This is a genomic window from Amycolatopsis sp. NPDC114503 (assembly GCF_055633655.1).
Genome location: NZ_JBVKDT010000008.1, coordinates 419,013 through 440,293 on the forward strand (window position 1 = coordinate 419,013; position 21,281 = coordinate 440,293).

Sequence of the window (21,281 nt, forward strand, 5' to 3'; positions counted from 1 at the left end):
TCAAGGGGCATGGGTGCGTCTCGCGCGTGGGGTCAGGTTGCGGCCTGCCCCGTCGTAGTGCCGTCCGAAGAGGCGTCCGGAAGCTCTAGAACAAGCCGGGCGGCTCGTCCTCGCCCGGCTCGTCCCCGTCCGGACGCCAGCGGTACTTCCGCAGGTCCACCTTCTCCCCGTCCGCCAGCACGCCCTCGGCACGCAGCCGCTCGAGCTGTTCGTGCAGGAGATGCGGCGCGGGAGTCCCGTTCGCGCGGAGGATGCGGTGCCAGGGCAGGTCGTGGCCGTCCTCGGCGAGAGCACGGCCGACCATGCGCGGAGAGGGAGCACCGGAGAGCGCTGCGACGTCGCCGTACGTCGCGACTGTCCCCGCGGGTACGTCGGCGATGACTGCGCGTATCCGCTCGTGCAGTTCGTCGTTCATGACCCGGCAGATGATAGTCCCGCCGAGGGGTGTGCCGGTGCGCCACCCGGGTGAGCGGGCATGGTTCCATCGCTGATGTGCACGTGCGGAGAGCGGGAAACGGGCAGGCGCGGCTGGTGCGCCCGCCGGTCCCCGCCGCACCCACGTTCACCTGGGACGAAGACGCTCGGCGGCTGCTGTCGGCTCCTTCTGGATTCCGCCGGGTGCTCGGCGGGCCGGGCACCGGCAAGACGGCGTTGCTCGCCAGCGCCGCCGCGCGCCGGATCGCGGAGGGGGCGGATCCGGAGAGCGTGCTGCTGCTCACGACGTCCCGGCGGGCGGCGGACGCGCTGCGGGCCGACCTCACGCGGCGGCTCACGTCCGATCCGGACCAGGAGTCTCCGCTGCCGCGCACGGTGAGCGAACCGCTGGTGCGCACAGTGCATTCGTACGCGTTTTCCTTGCTGCGCCTGGAAGCTCGCGCCGAGGAACTGCCGCCGCCGCGGTTGCTGGCCGGGGCGGAGCAGGACGTGGTCGTGCGCGAGCTGCTGGAAGGCGACCTGGACGAGGGCGCGACCGGATGGCCGGAGCAGTTGCGTCCGGCGCTGACCGTGCCGGGGTTCGCCGAGGAATTGCGCGACCTGCTGATGCGGGCGGCAGAGCGTGGGCTCGGGCCGGAGGATCTGACTGAACTCGGGCATCGCCAGGACCGCGAGGAGTGGGTCGCGGCGGGGCAGTTCTGGGCGCAGTACGAGGAGGTCACCCAGCTGCAGGGGGCCGGCGGGAACGCGCTCGGCCTGCCTGCCGCGCCCGCGCTCGACGCCGCCGAACTGGTGACGTCGGCGTTGCTCGCGCTGGAGGACGACGAGGAGCTGCGCGAGCGGGAACGAGGCCGGGTCCGGCATTTGTTCGTCGACGACGCGCACCACCTGGATCCGTTGCAGGTCCAGCTGATTCGCACGATCGGGCACACCGCGGAGGAGTTCGTGGTGGCGGGCGATCCGGATCAGTCGGTGTTTTCTTTCCGCGGCGCGGACCCGAAACTGTTCGCCGATTCCGACAACGACGGCGACCGGACGGTCATGCTGACGACGTCGCACCGGCTCGCTCCGACTGTCCGGGCGGCGGTCGCGAAGCTCGGCGCGACGTTGCCGGGTGCCTCGGCGCATCGGAAGCTGGTTACCCCGCAAGGGAAACGCGGTGGCAAGGTGCGAGTGCGGCTGATGCCGACTCCGGCCGCGGAGGCCAGCTGGATCGCCGACCAGCTGCGTCGGGCGCATCTCGTCGACGGGGTGCCGTGGTCGGAGATGGCGGTGCTGGTGCGGTCTCCGGCGCGGACTTTCCTTGTGCTGCAACGTGCCTTGCGTGCGGCTGGGGTGCCGATCGGTTCGGCTACTGAGGAATTGCCGTTGGCGAAACATTCCGCGGTACGGCCGTTGCTGGCGGTGTTGCGGATCGCGGCCGAACCGGAGCTGCTGGACGTCGACATCGCGGAGATGTTGCTGTCCTCGTCGCTCGGCGGGGCTGACCCGTTGGCGTTGCGTCGGTTGCGGCGTGGTCTGCGTCGACTGGAGCTGGCAGGCGGCGGGCAGCGGTCGAGCGACGAACTGCTCGTGGAAGCGTTGCGGGGCGGGGACATTCTCGTCGGTCTCGCCGACAACGAAGCGCTGCCGGTGCGTCGGGTCGGCAAGCTGCTGAGCGTCACGCACCAGGCGGTGAGCCGCGGCGAAAGCGTCGAGCAGGTGCTGTGGGAGCTGTGGCAGGCGAGCGGACTGCAGGAACGGTTGCTGCGGTTGGTGGATCGCGGCGGTTCGCTGGGCGCACAGGCTGATCGTGACCTGGACGCCGTGGTGGCGTTGTTCGATTCGGCGGGCCGGTATGCCGACCGGTTGCCCAAGGCGAGTGTCGCGGCGTTCGCGGATTATCTGTCGTCGCAGAACATCGCGGGGGACACGCTCGCCCCGGCGGCGATCCCGGGCGAAGGGGTTTCGCTGCTCACCGCGCACGCGTCGGCGGGTCGCGAGTGGACAGTCGTCGCGGTCGCCGGGGTGCAGGAGGGTGCGTGGCCGGACATGCGGCTGCGCGGATCGTTGCTGGGTGTGGAGCGGCTGGTCGACCTGCTGTCCGGAGTGGACGAACACGACAAGGTGTCCGCGATCGCGCCGATCCTCGCCGAGGAGCGGCGGCTGTTCTATCTCGCGGCGAGCCGGGCGCGCCGGACGCTGCTGGTGACCGCGGTGGCCGGGGAAGACGAGCAGCCGTCCCGGTTCCTCGACGACCTTGAGGAGAACGGCGCCGACGACGGCATGCTCGACTCCCGGATGAAGCCGCCGGGCCGGTCGCTCGTGCTGGCCGAATTGGTCGGCGAGCTGCGCGAGGTCGTGTGCGACGACAAGACGGAACCGGAGCGTCGGAAACGGGCGGCGAAACAGCTCGCCCGGCTGGCTGCCGCCGGCGTGCCGGGAGCGCATCCGGACACTTGGTACGGGCTCATGGAAGCGTCCACGGAGGATCCGGTGCACGGGCCCGGCGACCTCATGCGGATCTCGCCGTCCACTGTGGAGATTCTGGTGAAGTGCCCGCTGCGCTGGCTGATCGAACGGCACGGCGGCAGCGATCCGGCGCAGCTGGCGGCGGTGACCGGAACTCTCGTGCACGGCCTGGCGCAGGCGATCGCGGGCGGAAGCACCGAGGAGCAGATCCAGGCCGCTCTGGACGAGGCATGGGTGCGCGTGGACGCTGGCGCGCCGTGGTTTTCCCGGCGCGAACGGTCCCGGGTGGAGCAAATGCTGCGCAACTTCGTTTCGTGGCTGGAAAAGTCGCGGCAGGAGCTGATCGAGGCCGGGGTCGAGCAGGACATCGAGGTCGAGTTGCCGATGGGCGACGAAGAGGTGCGCGTGCTGCTGCGCGGCCGTGTCGACCGGGTCGAGATGGACAAGGACGGCCGCCCGGTGATCGTGGACATCAAGACCGGCAAGGTCCCGGTGTCCGGTGCGGACGCGGAGAAACACCCGCAGCTCGCGGCGTATCAGCTGGCGGTGCTGCTGGGCGCGGTCGAGGGCAAGAACACGCCCGGCGGCGCGAAACTCGTTTACGTCGCCAAGGGGAACAACAAAACCGGGGCCACACAGCGGGATCAGCCGCCGATGGACGAGGACAGCGGACGCGAGTGGCTGGAACTCGTGCGGTCGGCCGCAGCCGCCGCGGTCGGTCCGGACTACCAAGCGCACGAGAACGCCGACTGTGACCGGTGCCCGGCGCGCGGTTGCTGCCCGTTGCGTCCGGAAGGGCGTCAGGTGACCGGACCGTGAGCCCGGTGGTGATCGCCAACCCCGTCGGACCCGCGGAAATCGCTGACGCACTGGGGTTGCACCGTCCGACGCCCGAGCAGGCGACCGTGATCGCGTCGCCGGTCGAGCCGTCGCTGGTCGTCGCGGGCGCGGGCGCGGGGAAGACCGAAACAATGGCCGCGCGCGTGGTGTGGTTGGTGGCCAACGGAATCGTGAGCCCGGAGCGGGTGCTCGGCCTGACCTTCACCCGGAAAGCCGCGCGTCAGCTCGGCGAGCGGGTGCGGGCGCGGCTTCGGCGACTTGCCGGTTCGGGGCTGCTGGAGCGGCTTGATCCGTCGGGTGCGTTGCGGTCCACTGTGGTCGCGGGTGAGCCGACGGTGCTGACTTATCACGCGTACGCCGGGCGTTTGCTGTCGGAACATGGTTTGCGGCTTCCGGTGCAGCCTGGCGTCCGGTTGCTGTCAGAGACTTCGTCGTGGCAGCTGGCCCATCGAGTGGTGTCCACTTGGGACAATGACCTGGACACCGACCGCGTGCCGCCGACAGTCACCGCGCAACTGCTCGCGCTGGCTGGTGAACTTGGCGAGCATCTGATTTCGACGGAGAAACTCGGGCAGTACACCGAGTGGCTGTGCGAGGTCATCGAAAACGCTCCGCGGGCTAAAGGGCAGCGTGCGTCGCTGCCAGTGAAGCTTCAGGACGTGCTGGCAGCGCAACGGTTTCGGCTCGCGCTGCTGCCGTTGGTCGAGGACTACCATCGGCGCAAGCGGGCGGAAGGCGCGCTCGACTTCGCGGACCAGATGTCTCTGGCCGCGCAGCTCGCGGACGGATATCCGGCAGTGGTCGCGGGGGAGCGCGAGCGTTACGGGGCCGTGCTGCTCGACGAGTATCAGGACACCGGGCACGCGCAGCGAGTATTGCTGAGGTCGTTGTTCGGCGGGGTTGATCATCCGCCGATGCCGGTAACCGCGGTCGGCGACCCGGCGCAGGCGATTTACGGCTGGCGCGGTGCGAGTGCGGCGAACTTGCCCCGGTTCACCACGGACTTCCCGCGCCGCGGCGAGGAACGGCTCGAAACCGCGCACGAATTCGGGCTGCTCACGAGTTTCCGCAATCCGCCGGAAATTCTGGAGCTGGCCAACGCGATCTCGGAACCGTTGCGGCAGCGCGGACTTGGCGTCGAACGGTTGCGCGCGCGGGACGGTGCCGGCCCGGCGGACATCGCGGTCGCGCTGCTGCCGGATGTGCGCGCGGAACGCGAGTGGGTCGCCGACGCGATGGCACAGCGCTGGCACGCGGAGAAAGAGGAATCCGGCAAGCCGCCGACCGCCGCGGTGCTGGTGCGCCGCCGCGCGGACATGGCCCCGATCGCGGCGGAAATGCGGATGCGCGGGCTGCCGGTGGAGGTCGTGGGGCTCGGCGGATTGCTGGACGAACCGGAGGTCGCGGACCTCGTCTCCACCCTGCGGGTGCTCGCCGATCCGCTCGCGGGCAGCGCGGCCGCACGGCTGCTGACCGGTGCGCGCTGGCGGATCGCGGCGGCGGACGTCGCGGCGTTGTGGCGGCGGGCCAACGAACTCACCTCGCCCGAGCCGCGCGCGCAGGAGGGCGAGGAACCGGAGCTGGTCGCCGAACGCGCGGAACAGGCCGGTTTGATCGACGCCGTCGACGAACCCGGCGCGCCCGAGCGTTACTCCGCGGAGGGGTACCGCCGAATTCGCCGGCTGGGCGCGGAATTGACCGCGTTGCGTCGCCGGCTGGATCAATCGCTGCCGGAATTGGTGGCGGACGTCGAACGCACGATGCTGCTGGATGTCGAGTCGCTCGCTCGTCCCGGATCGGCTGGCCGCGCGCATTTGGACGCGTTCGCTGAAGTCGTCACCGATTACGCGGAAACCGCTCCGACCGCGACCCTGTTGTCCTTTGTGGACTACCTGAACACCGCGGCGCACGCGGAAGACGGCCTCACGCCTGGCGAAGTGCAGGTGGTTCCGGACCGCGTGCAGGTGCTCACCGTGCACTCGGCCAAGGGGCTGGAGTGGGAAGTGGTGGCTGTTCCGCATCTGGTCGCCGAGGTGTTCCCGGGCAAGCGTCGTTCGTCGTCGTGGTTGCGCACTGCTACCGCGCTGCCCGCGCATTTGCGTGGTGACGCGGCGGATCTGCCGAAGCTGCAGGTCGCGGAAGGCTATGACCGCAAGGAAGTTCAGGAAGCACTCGAACTGCACGAGGAAGGGTTCGTCGCACGCGAAGCCGACGAGGAGCGACGGTTGTGTTACGTCGCGCTGACCCGTTCCGAGCGCGCGCTGCTCGTTTCCGGGCATTGGTGGAACGAAAGCAGCACGCGCGCTAAGGGGCCGTCGATCTTCCTGTCCGAAATCGCCGAGGTGATGGGCGAGGCCGATCCGCCGCTGGGCGTGGTGGACGTCTGGGCCGACGAACCGGCTGAGGACGACGAGAACCCCTTGGTCGCGGACTCGAGGGCGGCGAAGTGGCCGGTGGATCCGCTGGGCGACCGGCGGTCCGGCGTGGCCGCCGGGGTGGATCTGCTGCTGGCGGAAATGGCTGCGCTGGAAGAAGAACCCGAGCCCGAAGCCAAGGCCGAGCCGGAACCCCAGGCCGAGCCCGAAGCAGACGCCGACCCTCTCCCGGCAGCCGACGACGACGAAATCCCGCTGCCGCCGGAGCCCGAGGACGAAGAGGAGTATCTGCCGGACGACTTCGAAGACGACGAAGACGTCATCGACCCGGAAGACCCGGACGGCTGGGCCGCCGACACCGACGTCCTGCTCGCCGAACGCGCCCGCTCGCAGTCCACAGTGGATCGCGTGGCTTTGCCCGCGCAGCTGAGCGTCAGCCAGCTGGTGGACCTGGCGTCCGACGCGGACGCTCTGGCCCAACGCCTGCGTCGCCCGCTTCCGTTGCCGCCCAACACCTTCGCCCGCCGCGGCACCGCGTTCCACAGATGGCTGGAGCAACGCTTCTCCGGCGACCGGCTGCTGGAGATCGACGACCTCCCCGGCGCGGCCGACGTCGGCGAGGCTCCGGACACCGATTTCGAGGCCCTGCAAGAACCTTTCGAGAACAGCGAATGGTCCGACCGCGTCCCGGTGGCTGTGGAAGTGCCGTTCTCCGCGGACGTCGAAGGCATCACTCTGCGCGGACGAATGGACGCGGTGTACGCCGATCCGGACGGCGGCTGGACCGTCGTGGACTGGAAAACCGGCTCCGTCCCGTCCGAGGAACGGTTGCCAGCACTGGCCGTTCAGCTCGGCGCGTACCGATTGGCGTGGGCGGCGTTGAAGAAAGTCCCGGTGGAACGGGTGCGTGCGGCCTTCCACTATGTCCGATCTGGACACACGCTGCGCCCGGCGGATCTCTTGGACGCGGAAGGCCTGCGCGCCTTGCTGCGCAACATTCCGCGAGAGTAAAAGCTAGGCCCGATCGCGTACGGTCAACGCCCAGCTCACCAACGGCCACTGCATCGGCAGCCGCAGCCACGCCACCGCACGATCCCGCGCCGGACGGCCGCGCCGCTGAGAGTCCAGCGCCATCTTCACGTTCCCCGGGAACACCCCGACGAACAGCAGCGCCGCCGCCAATCCGCCCAGCCGGCGCGTGCGCGGCAACGCGATCCCGGCGGCGACGGTCAGCTCGGCGACCCCCGAGGCGTAGGTCCAGGTGCGCCGGTCACCGGGCAACTCCTGGGGAACCAGCGCGTCGAACGGCTTTGGCCGGGCGAAGTGCAGGACGCCGGCCCCGGCCAGGAGAGCGGCGAGAAAATGGGCGGGACGTTGCGACGTGCGAGGCTCGGACATGCGGCAAGCCTGCCACAGCATGATCGCCGTGACGGGTGTGCGGGTGCTCCGATTGGGTTATCCTCCCGGCTGTGAGTGACGCCGAACGCGCGCGGGGAGCCGGTGCATGAAGGCCTTGAAACGGCTGCCCCTGAACGTCCGGTTGAACGACCGGCCCGACCACGAGCTCGTCGGCGTGATCCGGATGCCGGAGCTGACCGTCAGCCCGATGCGGGCGATCGTCAAGCGGATCATCGGCGCGCTGCTGGCGCTGCTCGCCACCGTGCTGATCGTCTACCTCGACCGGGACGGCTACCGCGACGCCAACGGCGACGGACTCTCGTTCCTCGATTCGCTCTATTACGCGACGGTTTCCCTCTCGACGACCGGCTACGGCGACATCGCCCCGGCCACCGCGTCCGCGCGGCTGGTGAACGTCATCGTGATCACGCCGCTGCGGGTGCTCTTCCTCATCGTCCTCGTCGGGACCACCCTGGAAGTGCTCACCGAGCGCTCCCGGCAGGCGTTCAAAATCCAGAAGTGGAGGACGAAGGTGCGTGACCACACCGTCGTCGTCGGTTTCGGCACGAAGGGCCGCTCGGCGGTCAACGCGCTGCTCGGCGACGAGGAGGTGCAGGCCAACCGCGTGGTGGTCGTCGACACCGACCAGCAGGCGCTGGACGCGGCGAGCGCGCTCGGGCTCGTCACCGTGCACGGATCGGCGACCAGGGCGGACGTCCTGCGCGTCGCGGGCGTGCAGCACGCGCGAGCCGTGGTGGTCGCGCCGAACCGCGACGACACGGCCGTGCTGGTCACCCTCACCGCGCGCGAACTGGCTCCGAAGGCGCACATCGTGGCGTCGGTGCGCGAGGCGGAGAACGTGCACCTGCTGAAGCAGTCCGGGGCGAACCAGGTCGTGGTGTCGAGCGAGACGGCCGGGCGGCTGCTCGGGATGGCGACGTCCACTCCGCTGGTAGTGGACATGGTCGAGGACCTGCTCACACCGGAATCCGGACTGGCGATCGCCGAGCGCGCCATCGAGCCGAGCGAGGAAGGCGGATCGCCGCGGCACCTGCCGGACATCGTGCTCGGCGTGGTGCGGGACGGGGTGCTCTTCCGGGTGGACGCGCCGCAGGCGGACGCGCTGGAGCCGGGGGACCGGCTGCTGTACGTCAAGAAGGTCACGCAGGTCGATCACATCGAACGCTGAGGTGCGCCGGGTTTTCCTGGTCGCCGGACCTGGCTCGGACGTCTGCGGGAGCAAGGCCGCGCACAGCCGCTGCTGAGAAACCTCGTCGGGTGCACCCCAAGTGGCATCGGGCCGGGGTCGGGCGGCGGCGAGTGAGGTGGCGCACGCGGCCCCGGGCGGGGTCCCCCGGGCGCGGGCACCTCACTGGGTTTTGCCCCCGGCATCTGGAAGCATGGCGTCGTGCAGGTTTCCGACCCTCCGCATAAGAGTCCCGTCAAGCGGTGGCTGCAGGTGGGCATCCCGATCGCGGCCGGGGTGCTCGTCGTGGTCTTGTCGTGGCTCGCCGGGCCGGGGCTGCTCAGCATCCACGTGAAGTCCCCCGGCGCGCCGGTGGACGCCCAGATCACCAAGGCCGTCGACTGCTCGGTTCCCGGGGCGGCCGAATCGGTCTCGTTCCAGCTCGGCGGCAAACCTCGCCAGGGCACGCTCGACAGCTGCGGGCACGGCAAGGACGAGCACCTTCAGGTGCTGGTCCCGGACGACGCCCCGGACAACGGCGTCGTCTCGGTCACCGCTCCGGACACCTCGGCGGGCTCGCAGGACCTGCGCGCGCCGATCGCGCTGGCGCTGCTGGTGTTCGCCTGCTTCTGCGGCGGGATGTACGCCTACCTGGTGATCCGCGGTTCGGGCAAGCTCGCGCTGCTCAGCTGATCCCGCCTGGAAGCCAGGAGAACCACTACATCCGTAGTAGTTGACAGTGCGCCTTCGGCAGCCGCCCAACGCGAACCACTACGACCGCAGTAGCGACCAGCTCAGCTGACGTCCGACGCGGACGCGGCGAAGGTGTTGCAGTCCGCGATCCGGTTGTCCTTCGCCCCGGCGCGCCACCACTGCGCGTAATGCGCGTTGGTGCCGTGGTCGTGGCTGCGGGAAGTGTTGTCGCCACGGGTTTCCTGGTCGTTCCAGGCCTTGTTGTACATGTCGCGGGTGATCGTGCCGCCGCGGTCGACGTGCGCGCCGAGGAACATTCCGGAGAAGCACTGCGCCTGTAGTTCTTTGCGACGCGACATGTCGAGGCCCTCGGGACTGTTCTGTCCCGCCGCGTAGATCTTCTGCCACGCGGCGTCCATGATGCCCGCGACTTCCTGCACGTGGTGGCCGTACTCGTGGGCGAACAGTGCCAGGTAGACGCCGGGGTTGTTGCCGTACTGGTCGGTCTGCAGGCCCTTGAACGGCACGTACAGGTTGTTCTCGCAGTAGTAAGCCGCGGTGGCGATGCCGACCTGGATGGTGCCGCATTCGGTGTCGAAGCTCGGCCCGGTCGGGAAGTGCAGCGCGGGCGGCGTGAACGGCAGGTTGTAGGACTCGAGGAACGGGCCCCACGCCGCGTCGAGGCATTTGCTCGCCGCGGTGAAGAACGCTTCGGCGCCGTCCTGCGTGCTGCTCCACTGCGGGAGGTTGCAGACGAGGTTCTGGAGGCCGGCGTTGCGGTCCTGCAGGATCGGGTGATCGGCCAGCTTGAGGATTTTGTGCGGGCCCGCGCTGGCGGAGGTGCTCGGGCTTTCCGACGAGCTGGTCGGCGCGCTCGAAGCGGTGGACGAACCGCTGGTGGGCGGAAGTTCGTAGGCGGACGTCGGCGAGGGCGGCGCGGCCTGGTAGCCCGCGTTGCTCGGCCCCGACCCGCGGTTCAGCGAAACGATCGCCACGACGCCGAGCGCCAGCACCGCGACCGCGCCGAGGCACAGGCCGACAATCAGACCGGTCGGCTTGCGCGGCGGCACCGGATAGGACGGCGGCTGCTGCCACGGCGGGCCTTGCGGCGGCGGCCCTTGCGGCGGCGGGCCCTGATACTGCGGCTGCTGTCCCTGGTACGGCCCTTGCCCCGGCTGTGCCTGGTAGGGGCCTTGCGCCTGGCCCGGGTACTGGCCCGGCGGCACCGGTCCTTGACCCGGCACCGGCGGCGGTTGAACGGTCCCGCGTGGCGGCACCTGGCCGTAGGGCGGTTGCGTCATCAGGGCAGTCCCGGTGGGTCTCGGCGCGGGCCGGGCGTCCCCCGGCTTGCCGTTCAGCATATCGGGGGACGCCCGGCTCGCCGCAGCACTTCGCCGGACTGCCTCCTCGCCCGGACGTCCCCCCAGGTCTGGCCGGGTGCGGACGGCTCTGGAAGAGTGACGGCAGCAACCGCAGGGCCGTGCAAACGAGGGGCTCCGATGACACATTCACCCGGTTCGCCCGGGCCGGGGGACGACACGCCTACGCCGAGCCGGGGCTTCGCGAGCCCCGACCCGGACGCGTCCGCCGCCATTCCGCCGGAGACCGGCCAAACGGACACCTCGTCCTCGCTGTCCGGCACGAGCGCCGGAATTTCGTCGTCCGCCAGCGAAAACTCCGGTTCGTCCGGGGGCGCGCAGGCTGCCTCGGACGGCCCGGCCGGCGCGAATCCGTCGCCTGCCAGCGAAAACGCGGCTGACGCGACGTCGTCCTCGGGCGGCGCGAATCCGGCTGGCGCGACGCCGCAGCCGGGCTGGGCGAGCCCGGCTGGCGCGACGTCGTCCTCGAGCGGCGCGGACCCGGCTGGCCCGACGTCGCAGCAAGGTGGGCAAAACCCGGCTGGCGCGACTTCGCCTTCAGCCGGTGAGAATCCGGCAGGCGCGACGCCGCACCCCGGCAGCGAGACCTCCGCGGGTGTGTCTTCGTCTCCAGACGCGCAGTCCGGCGCGTTCCCGCCGCCAGGTGCGACCCCGCCCGGCGCGACCCCGCCCGGCGGCGGCCAGTGGCAATCCCCGGGCCAGCAACCGCTTCCGCACTACCCCGGCGGCGCCTACGGCCGTCCCGGCGCCGGCTGGAGCCCGAACGGGCTGGGCAAACCGGGCGTGATCGCGTTGCGCCCGTTGAACGTCGGCGACATCCTCGACGGCGCGATCACCGCGATCCGCCGGTACCCGGTGCTGATCCTCGGGGTGGCCGCGATCGTCGCGGTGGTCTCGGCGGGGCTGAACCTCGCCGCGTCGCTATGGCTGGTGCCCGATTTCAACCGGGTCACCCAGCTCGGCCCGGCCGCGACGCAGCAACAGCAGCTCGACGCGCTCTACAGCCTGCTGGGCTCCACGCTCACCTCGCTGCTGCCGGTGCTGGTGATCTCCATGCTGGCGCAGACTTTCCTCACCGGCTTCCTCACCGTGGTGATGGGCAAGGCGGTGCTCGGCCGTCCGGTCGACTTCAGCTCGGCGATGCGCGAAGCCGCGCCGCGGCTGCTGCCGCTGCTGGCGGTCACCGTCCTGTACACGCTGGTCACGATCGTCGCCGCGGCGTTCTGCCTGCTGCCCGCCGTGCTGCCGTACGTGTTCTGGTCGCTCGCCGGTCCCGCGCTGGTGCTGGAACGCGGCACCATCGGACAGGCGTTCACGCGGTCGCGCCAGCTGGTGGCGGGCATGTTCTGGCGGGTGTTCGGGATTCTGCTGCTCGCGGGCGTGATCAGCTGGATCATCTCGGCGATCATCAGCATTCCGTTCAATCTCGGCTCGGGCGCGTTCAGCGGCCTCTTCGACCCGCAGGCGACGCTGCCGAAGGTGACGACCGGCGGGCTGGTGCTGCAGTCGGTCGGCAAGGTGATCGCGGAGACGATCGTCATGCCGTTCACCGCGCTGGTCACCGTGGTGCTCTACATCGATCAGCGGATGCGCCGCGAGGGCATGGACATCGAACTGGCCAGGGCGGCGGGCATCCAGCCGCCGCAACCGCCGCAGCAGCAGGCGTGGTGATCGGTTTTCTCGCCGACGTCCCGGTCGACATCGACCGGGACCCCGCCCGGCTGGGGGCGGTTCAGGAACTGACCGACCCGAATTACGCGGCCGCGCGACCGGGCTTTCTCGAGCGGGCCTCGCAGTGGCTCGGGCAGCGGGTCTCCGAGCTGTTCGACACGTTGTCCGGGGTGCCCGGCGGCCCGCTCGGCCTGGTGCTGGTGCTGGCCTTGGTGATCGTGCTGATCGCGGTCGTGCGGCTGCGGGTGGGCAAGGTCGGCCGGGCGGCGAAAACGTCCGGCGAGGTGTTCGGCGGACGGCGGGAAACCGCGGACGAGTACCGGAAAGCCGCTGAGGAAGCCGCTGCTCGCGGCGATTTCGCGGATGCGGTGCGCGACCGGTTCCGCGCGCTCGTGCGCGGAATGGAAGAGCGCACGCTGCTCGACGTCCGCTCCGGCCGGACCGCGGACGAAGCCGTTGCCGAAGCCGGAAGGTTCCTGCCGGAGCTCGCGGTCGAGCTCACGGCCGCCGCGCGGCAGTTCGACGACGTCCACTACGGCGGACGGCCGGGGACCGAAGCCGGTTATCGCACTTTGTCCGAATTGGACGAACGGGTCCGTCGCGCACGACCGGTTTTGGCGGACGCATGAGCACGGCTGTTTCGCCGGATCTGCGCCGAATCTGGCGTGGCACCCGGATCCCGCTGGCGATTCTCCTGCTGATCGTGATCGTCGCGCTGGCCATGGTGCTCAGTCGCGGCAAACAGACCAGCGGCGAATTCGACCCTGGTTCTTACGAACCACGCGGCAGTCACGCCCTCGCGCATTTGCTGGAGCAGGAAGGCGTTCAGATCCGCGCCGTGCATTCGCTCGCCGAGGCACGCGACGCCGCCGACAGCGGAACCCTGCTGATCACCAACCCGCAATTGGTGCCGTCGAACGGGTTGGCTGATTTGCGCCGCCGGGTCGGGCACCTCGTTCTCGTCGCGCCCGGATCGACTGCGCTCGGCATGGCCGCGCCGACGGTTTCCCCGACGGGAGCGGGAGATGTCCGGACGCTGCAACCGGGTTGCACGGTCGGCGCGGCGGTGAGCGCGGGCTCGGTCACGCTCGGCGGACGCCATTACCGCACCGACGACAAGACGGCGCGCGCCTGCTACCGCGACGACGGCGAAGCGACTTTCGTGCAGTTGGCGGACCGAACCGGAACCGTGACCGTGCTCGGCGCCGCGGACGCGTTCACCAACGACCAAATCGCCAAGGAAGGCAACGCGGCTTTCGGCATGCGGCTGCTGGGCGATCACCGGCAGCTGACCTGGTACGTACCGTCCATAGAGGACTCCGCGCTGGACGGCGAGAAGAAACCGTTCGTCGACCTGATCCCGCCCGGCTGGCGCTACGGCGCGCTGACCGCGGGAATCGCGATCGTCCTTTTCGCACTGTGGCGCGCGCGGCGGCTCGGTCCGGTGGTGCGCGAACCGCTGCCGGTGGTCGTGCGGTCGGCGGAAACGGCGGAGGGCCGGGCCCGGCTGTACCGGCGGGGCGGCGCGACCGGGCACGCGGCGGAAACCTTGCGCGAGGCAGTCAGGACACGGCTGCGGAAGAGACTGGGATTGCCGCGCGACGCCGCTCCGCCCGCAGTGGTGGAGACGGTGAGCGCGCGGACAGGCCGGGCGCCGAACGAGGTCGGGGCGGTGCTGTACGGCCCGTCGCCGTCCGACGAGGCGGCGCTGGTGCGGCTGGCGGACGAACTGGACGCGGTGGAACGAGAGGTGGAGCGTTCTTGAGTACCGAACAGATGCAGGACGCGCGAGCGGCCCTGATCGCGTTGCGCACCGAGGTCGGGAAGGCTGTGGTCGGCAACGACGCGGCCGTCACCGGGCTCATCCTCGCGCTGCTCTGCCGGGGGCACGTGCTGCTGGAAGGCGTGCCGGGCGTCGCGAAAACGTTGCTGGTGCGGGCTTTGGCGGCGTCGCTGGACCTGAAGACGACCCGCGTGCAGTTCACGCCGGACCTGATGCCGGGCGACGTCACCGGGTCCATTGTGTACGACGCGCACAGCGGCGAGTTCTCCTTCCGCGAGGGGCCGGTCTTCACGAATCTGCTGCTGGCGGACGAAATCAACCGGACGCCGCCGAAGACGCAGTCGTCGCTGCTGGAGGCGATGGAGGAGCGGCAGGTGTCGATCGACGGCACTTCGCGGCCGTTGCCGGATCCGTTCGTGGTGGTCGCGACGCAGAACCCGGTGGAGTACGAGGGCACCTATCCGCTTCCCGAGGCGCAGCTGGACCGGTTCCTGTTGAAACTGACCATGCCGGCACCGTCGCGTGAGGACGAAATCGGCATTCTTTGGCGGCACGCACAGGGTTTCGACCCGCGTAACCTCGCCGCCGCAGGCGTGCGTCCGGTCGCTGGGGCGGCGGAACTCGCCGCCGCGCGGGAGGCGGTCGCGAAGGTGACCGTCGGTCCGGAAGTGATCGGCTACGTCGTCGACCTCTGCCGTGCGACGCGTGAACTCCCGGCGGTGCGCATCGGCGTTTCTCCGCGTGGCGCAACGGCTTTGCTCGCCGTGACGCGCGCGTGGGCCTGGCTGTCCGGCCGGGACTACGCGACGCCGGACGACGTCAAGGCGCTCGCCCGTCCCGCGCTCCGGCACCGCCTCGACGTGCGGCCCGAAGCCGAACTCGAAGGCGTGACCGCGGACGGCGTCCTCGACCGGGTGCTGGCCTCCGTGCCGGTGCCGCGCTAGATGGCAGTCACCGGGCGGCTCGGGCTGCTGGCGCTCCTCGGGGCGCTGGTGGTCGGGCTGCTGTTCCCGTCCGGCACCGGCGTCGCGATTGTGCTCGCGGTGCTGCTGGTGCTGGTCGTCGCGGACCTCGTGCTGGCCGGGAGTGTGCGAGCGCTGCGATTTTCGCGCAGCGGCACCACTTCCGTCCGGCTGGGGGAGCCCGCCGAGGTCACGCTGACCGTGACGAACCCCGGCGGACGCACCGTTCGCGGCTCCTTGCGCGACGCCTGGCCGCCGAGCGCCGGTGCCGAGGACCGGCACCCGTTGGTGGTTCCTTCCGGCGAACGGCGTGCTCTCGTCACGCCACTGCTCCCGATCCGCCGCGGCGACCGCATCGCAGCGCGGGTGACCGTGCGCGCGGTGGGCCCGCTGGGATTGGCCGCGCGGCAGGGTTCGCACGAGGTGCCGTGGGCGGTTCGGGTGCTGCCTCCGTTCCACAGCCGCAAACACCTGCCTTCGCGGTTGGCTCGGCTGCAGCAGCTGGACGGTCGCAACGCGGTGTTGATTCGGGGCCAGGGAACGGAATTCGATTCCCTGCGCGAATATGTGATCGGCGACGACGTCCGGTCGATCGACTGGCGCGCGACCGCCCGCGCTTCGGACGTGATGGTGCGAACGTGGCGTCCGGAACGCGACCGGCAAGTGGTGCTGGTGCTGGACACCGGCCGCGTCTCGGCCGGCCGGGTCGGCGACGCCCCGCGGCTGGACGCGGCGATGGACGCAGCGCTTTTGTTGGCTGCGTTGGCTTCCCGGGCCGGGGACCGGGTCGATTTGGTGGCTTACGACCGTCGTGTGCGGGCTTCCGTCCCGAACGCTTCGACGCCGTCTCTGGTGAACGCCTTGGCCACGATCGAACCGTCACTGGTGGAGACCGACGCGCGGGGGATGGTCGCGGAAGTGCTGCGGCGGACTCGGCGGCGGGCTTTGGTGGTGCTGTTGACCGGGCTGGAGCCAGCGCCGTTGGAAGAGGGGCTGTTCCCGGTGCTGGGGTCGTTGACGGCTCGGCATGAGGTGCTGGTGGCCTCGGTGGCGGACCCGCGGGTAGCGGAGATGGCGGCTTCGCGGGGGTCGGCGGAGGCGGTTTACGACGCTGCCGCGGCGGAACGCGCGTTGGCCGGGCGGGAGTCGTCGGTGGCTTGGCTGACGAGGCATGGGGTCGGGGTGGTGGACGCGGTGCCGGAGGAGTTGCCGCCTGCTCTCGCCGACCGCTACCTGGCGTTGAAGGCCGCGGGACGCCTGTAAGCGGTACCCGGCGGTGAGTGGGTGCGGCAGGATGAGGCGAGTGGCTATCGACGCTGACTCCGGGGCGCGCACCGGCGCGGGCGTCTTCGCCGGTCGCCGACACCGGTGCCGCGCTCATCGCGTTGCATGGCCTTCGTCGCGCAACACCCGGTGCCCGACGACCTCCTGGACTCAGTCGAGAACCTCAACGACATCCAAGCCGCCGAGCTGATCCCTCCCGACGATCCCCGCTTGGCCGCTACCCAGCCTCCGGCAGCGCGTCTCCGGCCGCTCGGCGGTCCACGTCCCCAGTCTCCCCGTCCAGCGCCGCACGCCGGCCCAGCGTGAACACGTACGTCAGGAACAGCAGCTCCACCACCGCCCCGATTCCGATCCGCAGCCACGTCGGCCAGCCCGACGGCGTCACGAACGCCTCGATCACACCCGACACCAGCAGCACGCACGCCAGCCCCAGCGCCATCACCACCACCGACCGGCCCTGTTCGGCCAGCGCCGCGCTGCGCGATCGACGTCCCGGATCCACCACGGTCCAGCCGAGCTTCAGCCCGGTCCCCGCCGCGATGAACACCGCCGTCAGTTCCAGCAGACCGTGCGGCAGCAGCAGGCCCAGCAGCACATCGCCGCGCCCAGCAGACGACATCAGACCGATCGCGACCCCGGCGTTCAGCGAGTTCATCCACAGCGCGGCGATCACCGGCAAGCCGAGCGCGACACCCAGAAACAGGCACGTCGCCGCCACCCACGCGTTGTTCGTCCACACCTTCGCCGCGAAGGACGCCGCGGGGCCGGTCGAGTAATACGTCTCGTACTGGCCGCCCGGTGCGGTCATCGCGTGCACCTCGTCCGGCGACACCAGCGACGCGCGCACCTCCGGGTCGCCGGCGATCCACACGCCCAGCACCGCCATCACCGTGACCGACAGCAGCGCCGCCGGGATCCACCAGCGGCGGCTCAGGTACACCGCGGCCGGGAAGCGGCGGGTGAAGAACAGGCCGACCTCGCGCCACGCCGGGCTGTGCGAGCCGGCGACCGCCGAACGGCCGCGGGCGACCAGCGCCGACAGCCTCGCCAGCAGGGCCGGGTCGGGTGCGGTCGAGCGGATCATCGACAGATGCGTGGCGGCGCGTTGATACAGCGTGACCAGCTCGTCTGTCTCCTGGCCGGTCAGTCTGCGCCGTCCGGCGAGCTCCCCGAGCCTGCTCCATTCGGCGCTGTGCGCCGCGACGAACACATCGACGTCCACCGGCCACCTCCCTCGTGCGCCAGGATAGTGGCACCGGCTCCCGCTCCCGCGCTCTACGCTGGCGTCGTGCAGGAAGAGTCCGATCTCGTCACCGGTGAGGCCGTCGTCCTCGACCTGCGGGTGGCGAAGCTTGCCACCCGCGCGGTCGCGATGCTGCTCGACGTCCTCGTCCAGGCCGCGTTGCTGTTGCTGATGCTTGTCTTGCTGATGCTGACCGCCGGGTCGTTCGACTCGGCTCTCACCATCGCCCTGATGCTGACCATGTTCGTGCTGGTCGTGATCGGCTACCCGGTGCTGTTCGAAACGCTCAGCCGCGGCCGTTCGCTCGGCAAACTCGCGCTCGGCCTGCGCGTGGTGCGCCTCGACGGCGGCCCGATCAGCTTCCGGCACGCGCTGACCCGCGCGCTCGCCGGCTTCTTCGTCGATTTCTGGGCGCTCGGCTTCCTCGGCGCGGTGGCCGTGATCGTGTCGCTGACGTCGTCGAACGGCCGCCGCGTCGGCGACTACCTCGCGGGCACCCTGGTGATCCGCGAACGCGTGCCGCAGTCCGCGCAGGCGATCCTCATGGTGCCGCCCGGGCTGGAAGCGTGGGCCGCGCATTTCGACCTCAGCGGCCTCACCGACGACCTCGCCATGGCCTCCCGCCAGTACCTCGGCCGCTACCACGAACTGCGCCCGGAGGCGGCCGCGTCGCTCGGCTTCGGCCTGGCGCAGCAGGTTTCGGCGGCGATCGGCGTGCCACTGCCGCACGGGATGCCGCCGTGGGTCTTCCTCACCGCAGTCCTGGCCGAACGCCGCAACCGCGACCACGCCCGGCTCGCGCCGATGCAGTACGGCCCGCCCGCCTACGAGCCGCCGCCGGTCCAGCCTCCGGCTCCGCCGAAGTCCGACAACCCCTTCACCCCGCCGAGCTGAGGGCATGCTCGCCGACGACGTCACCGTCACCACCGCCCAGGACGGTCAGCTCACGGTCATCGAGCGCGTCGTCACCGACGCCCCCGCCGTCCACCGCATCGCCGAACGCGTACCCGTCACCGACGACGAGGACCGGCTCTACTCGGTCACTGACCTGCGCGTTTCCGGTGCGGCCAGCGTCGATGGAACGACGGTCACGGTCACCGGGCCCGCCACCGTCACGTACACAGTGGACGGTGCGGTCGCCGCTGGCGGGCAGGTGCGGTTTCAGCTCACCGGCGGCTGGGATCGGGCGCTCGACCGCGTCGCCGCGTCCTTCAGCGCGCCCGGAGTGTCCACAGCGGACTGTTACGCCGGGCAGCCGGGTTCGTCCCGGCAGTGCACCTTCTCCGAACTGCGGAGCGGGGGAGCGCATGCCGAACAGAACGTTCTGCGCCAAGGGGATCGGATCGATCTAGCTGTCCAAACCGGGCCGTTGCCGGAGAATGCCCGGTTTGTCCCGACTGGACCGTTGGCCGCCTTCGCACCCGGATTTCCCACTGTCCTCAGTGGTCTGGTTTTGGTGCTGTATCTGCTCATCGGCGCCAGTTTGCTGCGCCGCCGCACCGGCCCGCCCGCTCCCGGTGTGCCGCCTGCGTACATCGCGTATGTCGCGCGCGGCGAACTTGACCTCACCGGCACCGTTCTCGATCTTGTTGCCCGCGGTCACCTGCACATCGACGACGGTCAGGTCGCCCACGGCGAAGCCGATCCGCTCACGCCGTTCGAGCAAGCCGTCAAAGCCGCTTTCCCACCGGGGCCGCTCGCTGCCGCGCGGCCGGATCAGGCTGAGCTGCAAGCCCTTCTCGACGCCGAAGCGCATCACCAGGGCTGGCTGTCCGCGAGACAACCTCGCGTCCGCCTCGCTGGATTGATCCTGGCTGTCGCGGGAATTTTGACCACGGTCGTATTGGCCGCCACGGTCGGCGAAGCATTGATCGGCGTCGCGCTCCTGATCGCCGGGCTCGCCACTTTCGCCGCCGCTCCGCTGGTTCCGTCCCAAACCCGCCGCGGCCGAGCGTTGGGCACTCCAGCGGCACGCGTCGAATCCCCGCTGGCGACCGAACTCGACGCGATCCAAGCGATGGCCGAACGTCGCGCGGCGGTGTCCGCGCAATGAAACTCGCCGTCCTGCTGGTGATCCCATTCCTCTGCGCAAGTCCTGCTGCGGCACAAGACCAACCGTCGCTGCCAGGACTGCCGCAGAGTGTCGAAGTAGCGCTGAAGGTCCAGCGCGACGGCAGCCTGTCCGTCACCGAAGCAGTCTCAGTACCGCGCGATACCTCGATGACCCGCACGATCCCGTTGCGCGCCAACGCCCGCGTGCTCGGCATCCGCGACATCAGCATCGAAGGCGCGGGCAACGCCGATTCAGGCAACGACCAGGTGACCTTCTACCTGCGCGGCGGAACGTCTGTCCTTCGGTACACAGTGGACGGTGCGGTCGGCACCAGTCTCGGCGTCGAGCACGTCACGTGGGACGTCGCTGGCGGCTGGGACACCCGCCTCGAACTGGTCCGCGCGACCTTCGCCGCCCCCGCTATTCCCGACGCGCTCAATTGCCTCGCCGGTCCGCCCGACTCGACATCCCGCTGCGGTGCCGCGCAAATCGACCACTCCGGCCTGACCCGCGTTTCGGTACCGAACCTTCAGCCCGGCTCGCGCGTACAGCTGACGGCCGAACTCCCTGGTGGCACAGTCGCCGCGACAGAGAAGCTCATCCCCACCGGCCCCTTCGCCGCGACCGCACCAGTGTGGTGGGCATGGCTGGCCTTCGCCGTGCTGTCAATCGCCGGTGCCATCACGGTGTTCGTACGTCGCCGACGCGACCAAAAGCCAGGCCGCGCCACCCCCGTGCAGCTACTCGACAACGGTCGCTTCTCTTCGCCGGACGGCGTGCTCCCTGGACACGTAGGACTGCTTCTTACCGGACGCGTCAGTTCGGTCGACCTAGCCGCGACAGTGCTCGACTTATGCGTCCGTAACTATCTATGGGTCACCGAAGACGGCCCACACAGCTGGGTCCTCGTACGTCGCAACCCGCCCGACGAACACCTGACCGCCTTCGAGCTCGCGGTGTACGCAGCCGCTGCACCGGGCGAAGCCGCGACGCTCGCCGAAGTCCGCGAAGCAGGCGTACGCGAGCTAGTCGCCGACACGGTCCGTCGCGGCTGGCGCTACCCGAAGCGACTGTCGAAGATCGGCCCACGGCTATGTGGGTACGGCGTCTTCCTCACCATCCTGCTGGCCCTCACCGTCGGTTACGCACAACTCGGGTTGGTGCTTCTCGCCACCGGCATCGCTGTGACGACAGCCGCCCGTCTGCTGCCGGAGCGCACGAAGGCTGGCCTAGACCTCCGAGACCGCCTTCTCGGTCTCAACGCACAGCTGCGCACGATGGACACGATGGAAGCGCCAGACGACGAACTGCTCGTCTCTCGCACGCTCCCGTACGCGTACGCGCTGGGCGAAGCAGACGCTTGGCTAGTTAACGCTTGTTCGCTGTCGGCGTACTGGTACGGCGCCTCGGGCGAGGACGCTGTGCCGTTGGTGCGGACCAGGGGATTCGTGGCCGCACTGACCGTCGCGTTCGAGGGCGCGAGGCACCTCCGACCGGACGAGCCCAAGACGCCCGCGCCTGCGTAGGG

Annotated in this window: 16 protein-coding genes; 12 read left to right on the forward strand and 4 right to left on the reverse strand. The window is 70.1% G+C overall.

Features of this window, described 5'->3' with window-relative positions; genetic code table 11:
• Positions 1-85: 85 nt before the first annotated feature.
• A complete protein-coding gene (locus tag ACZ7OI_RS32950; RefSeq protein WP_067585909.1) occupies positions 86-415 on the reverse strand; it encodes an MGMT family protein in 330 nt (109 codons plus the stop codon).
• 116 nt (positions 416-531) lie between these two features.
• Between ACZ7OI_RS32950 and ACZ7OI_RS32955 the strand changes: the two genes are divergently transcribed.
• Together ACZ7OI_RS32955 and ACZ7OI_RS32960 are read left to right on the forward strand one after the other, a co-directional pair.
• A complete protein-coding gene (locus tag ACZ7OI_RS32955; protein WP_470268061.1) occupies positions 532-3,705 on the forward strand; it encodes an ATP-dependent helicase in 3,174 nt (1,057 codons plus the stop codon).
• Positions 3,702-7,112, forward strand: coding sequence for an ATP-dependent helicase (locus ACZ7OI_RS32960; protein WP_470267968.1), 3,411 nt, complete (start codon positions 3,702-3,704; stop codon positions 7,110-7,112). Before ACZ7OI_RS32955 ends, ACZ7OI_RS32960 begins: the two co-directional genes overlap by 4 nt.
• Before the next feature lie 3 nt (positions 7,113-7,115).
• Here the strand turns inward: ACZ7OI_RS32960 and ACZ7OI_RS32965 are convergent, their stop codons facing one another.
• On the reverse strand, positions 7,116-7,499 hold the full coding sequence (locus ACZ7OI_RS32965) for a DoxX family protein (RefSeq protein WP_470267969.1): 384 nt from the start codon (positions 7,497-7,499) through the stop codon (positions 7,116-7,118).
• 106 nt (positions 7,500-7,605) lie between these two features.
• Between ACZ7OI_RS32965 and ACZ7OI_RS32970 the strand changes: the two genes are divergently transcribed.
• Together ACZ7OI_RS32970 and ACZ7OI_RS32975 are read left to right on the forward strand one after the other, a co-directional pair.
• Complete coding sequence (locus ACZ7OI_RS32970; RefSeq protein WP_470267970.1) at positions 7,606-8,688, forward strand: potassium channel family protein; 1,083 nt, start codon at positions 7,606-7,608, stop codon at positions 8,686-8,688.
• Between the two features lie 219 nt (positions 8,689-8,907).
• A complete protein-coding gene (locus ACZ7OI_RS32975; protein ID WP_470267971.1) occupies positions 8,908-9,378 on the forward strand; it encodes a hypothetical protein in 471 nt (156 codons plus the stop codon).
• A gap of 101 nt (positions 9,379-9,479) precedes the next feature.
• Here the strand turns inward: ACZ7OI_RS32975 and ACZ7OI_RS32980 are convergent, their stop codons facing one another.
• Positions 9,480-10,679 (reverse strand): neutral zinc metallopeptidase, encoded by a 1,200-nt coding sequence (locus ACZ7OI_RS32980; protein WP_470267972.1) that lies wholly within the window; start codon positions 10,677-10,679, stop codon positions 9,480-9,482.
• A gap of 198 nt (positions 10,680-10,877) precedes the next feature.
• On the opposite strand from ACZ7OI_RS32980, the gene ACZ7OI_RS32985 reads away from it, so the two are divergent.
• From ACZ7OI_RS32985 to ACZ7OI_RS33005, 5 genes are read left to right on the forward strand one after another with little or no spacing between them, the layout of a single operon-like run.
• Positions 10,878-12,428 carry a hypothetical protein gene (locus ACZ7OI_RS32985; protein WP_470267973.1) on the forward strand — a complete coding sequence of 517 codons (1,551 nt, stop codon included), beginning with the start codon at positions 10,878-10,880 and terminating at the stop codon, positions 12,426-12,428.
• Positions 12,422-13,057 carry a DUF4129 domain-containing protein gene (locus ACZ7OI_RS32990; protein ID WP_470267974.1) on the forward strand — a complete coding sequence of 212 codons (636 nt, stop codon included), beginning with the start codon at positions 12,422-12,424 and terminating at the stop codon, positions 13,055-13,057. Before ACZ7OI_RS32985 ends, ACZ7OI_RS32990 begins: the two co-directional genes overlap by 7 nt.
• Positions 13,054-14,193: a DUF4350 domain-containing protein gene (locus ACZ7OI_RS32995; protein WP_470267975.1), complete on the forward strand. Its 1,140-nt coding sequence runs from the start codon at positions 13,054-13,056 to the stop codon at positions 14,191-14,193. Before ACZ7OI_RS32990 ends, ACZ7OI_RS32995 begins: the two co-directional genes overlap by 4 nt.
• 11 nt (positions 14,194-14,204) lie before the next feature.
• Positions 14,205-15,155, forward strand: a complete 951-nt coding sequence (locus ACZ7OI_RS33000; RefSeq protein WP_470268062.1) for an AAA family ATPase — start codon at positions 14,205-14,207, stop codon at positions 15,153-15,155.
• Positions 15,156-16,436: a DUF58 domain-containing protein gene (locus ACZ7OI_RS33005; RefSeq protein ID WP_470267976.1), complete on the forward strand. Its 1,281-nt coding sequence runs from the start codon at positions 15,156-15,158 to the stop codon at positions 16,434-16,436.
• Positions 16,437-16,674: 238 nt separating this feature from the next.
• Here the strand turns inward: ACZ7OI_RS33005 and ACZ7OI_RS33010 are convergent, their stop codons facing one another.
• Positions 16,675-17,679: a stage II sporulation protein M gene (locus tag ACZ7OI_RS33010; RefSeq protein WP_470267978.1), complete on the reverse strand. Its 1,005-nt coding sequence runs from the start codon at positions 17,677-17,679 to the stop codon at positions 16,675-16,677.
• A gap of 66 nt (positions 17,680-17,745) precedes the next feature.
• On the opposite strand from ACZ7OI_RS33010, the gene ACZ7OI_RS33015 reads away from it, so the two are divergent.
• The 3 genes from ACZ7OI_RS33015 to ACZ7OI_RS33025 are packed head-to-tail and all read left to right on the forward strand — an operon-like array spanning position 17,746 to position 21,279.
• Positions 17,746-18,594, forward strand: a complete 849-nt coding sequence (locus ACZ7OI_RS33015; RefSeq protein WP_470267979.1) for an RDD family protein — start codon at positions 17,746-17,748, stop codon at positions 18,592-18,594.
• Positions 18,595-18,598: 4 nt separating this feature from the next.
• On the forward strand, positions 18,599-19,753 hold the full coding sequence (locus ACZ7OI_RS33020) for a DUF2207 domain-containing protein (protein WP_470267980.1): 1,155 nt from the start codon (positions 18,599-18,601) through the stop codon (positions 19,751-19,753).
• A complete protein-coding gene (locus tag ACZ7OI_RS33025; RefSeq protein WP_470267981.1) occupies positions 19,750-21,279 on the forward strand; it encodes a DUF2207 family protein in 1,530 nt (509 codons plus the stop codon). Before ACZ7OI_RS33020 ends, ACZ7OI_RS33025 begins: the two co-directional genes overlap by 4 nt.
• Positions 21,280-21,281 lie beyond the last annotated feature (2 nt).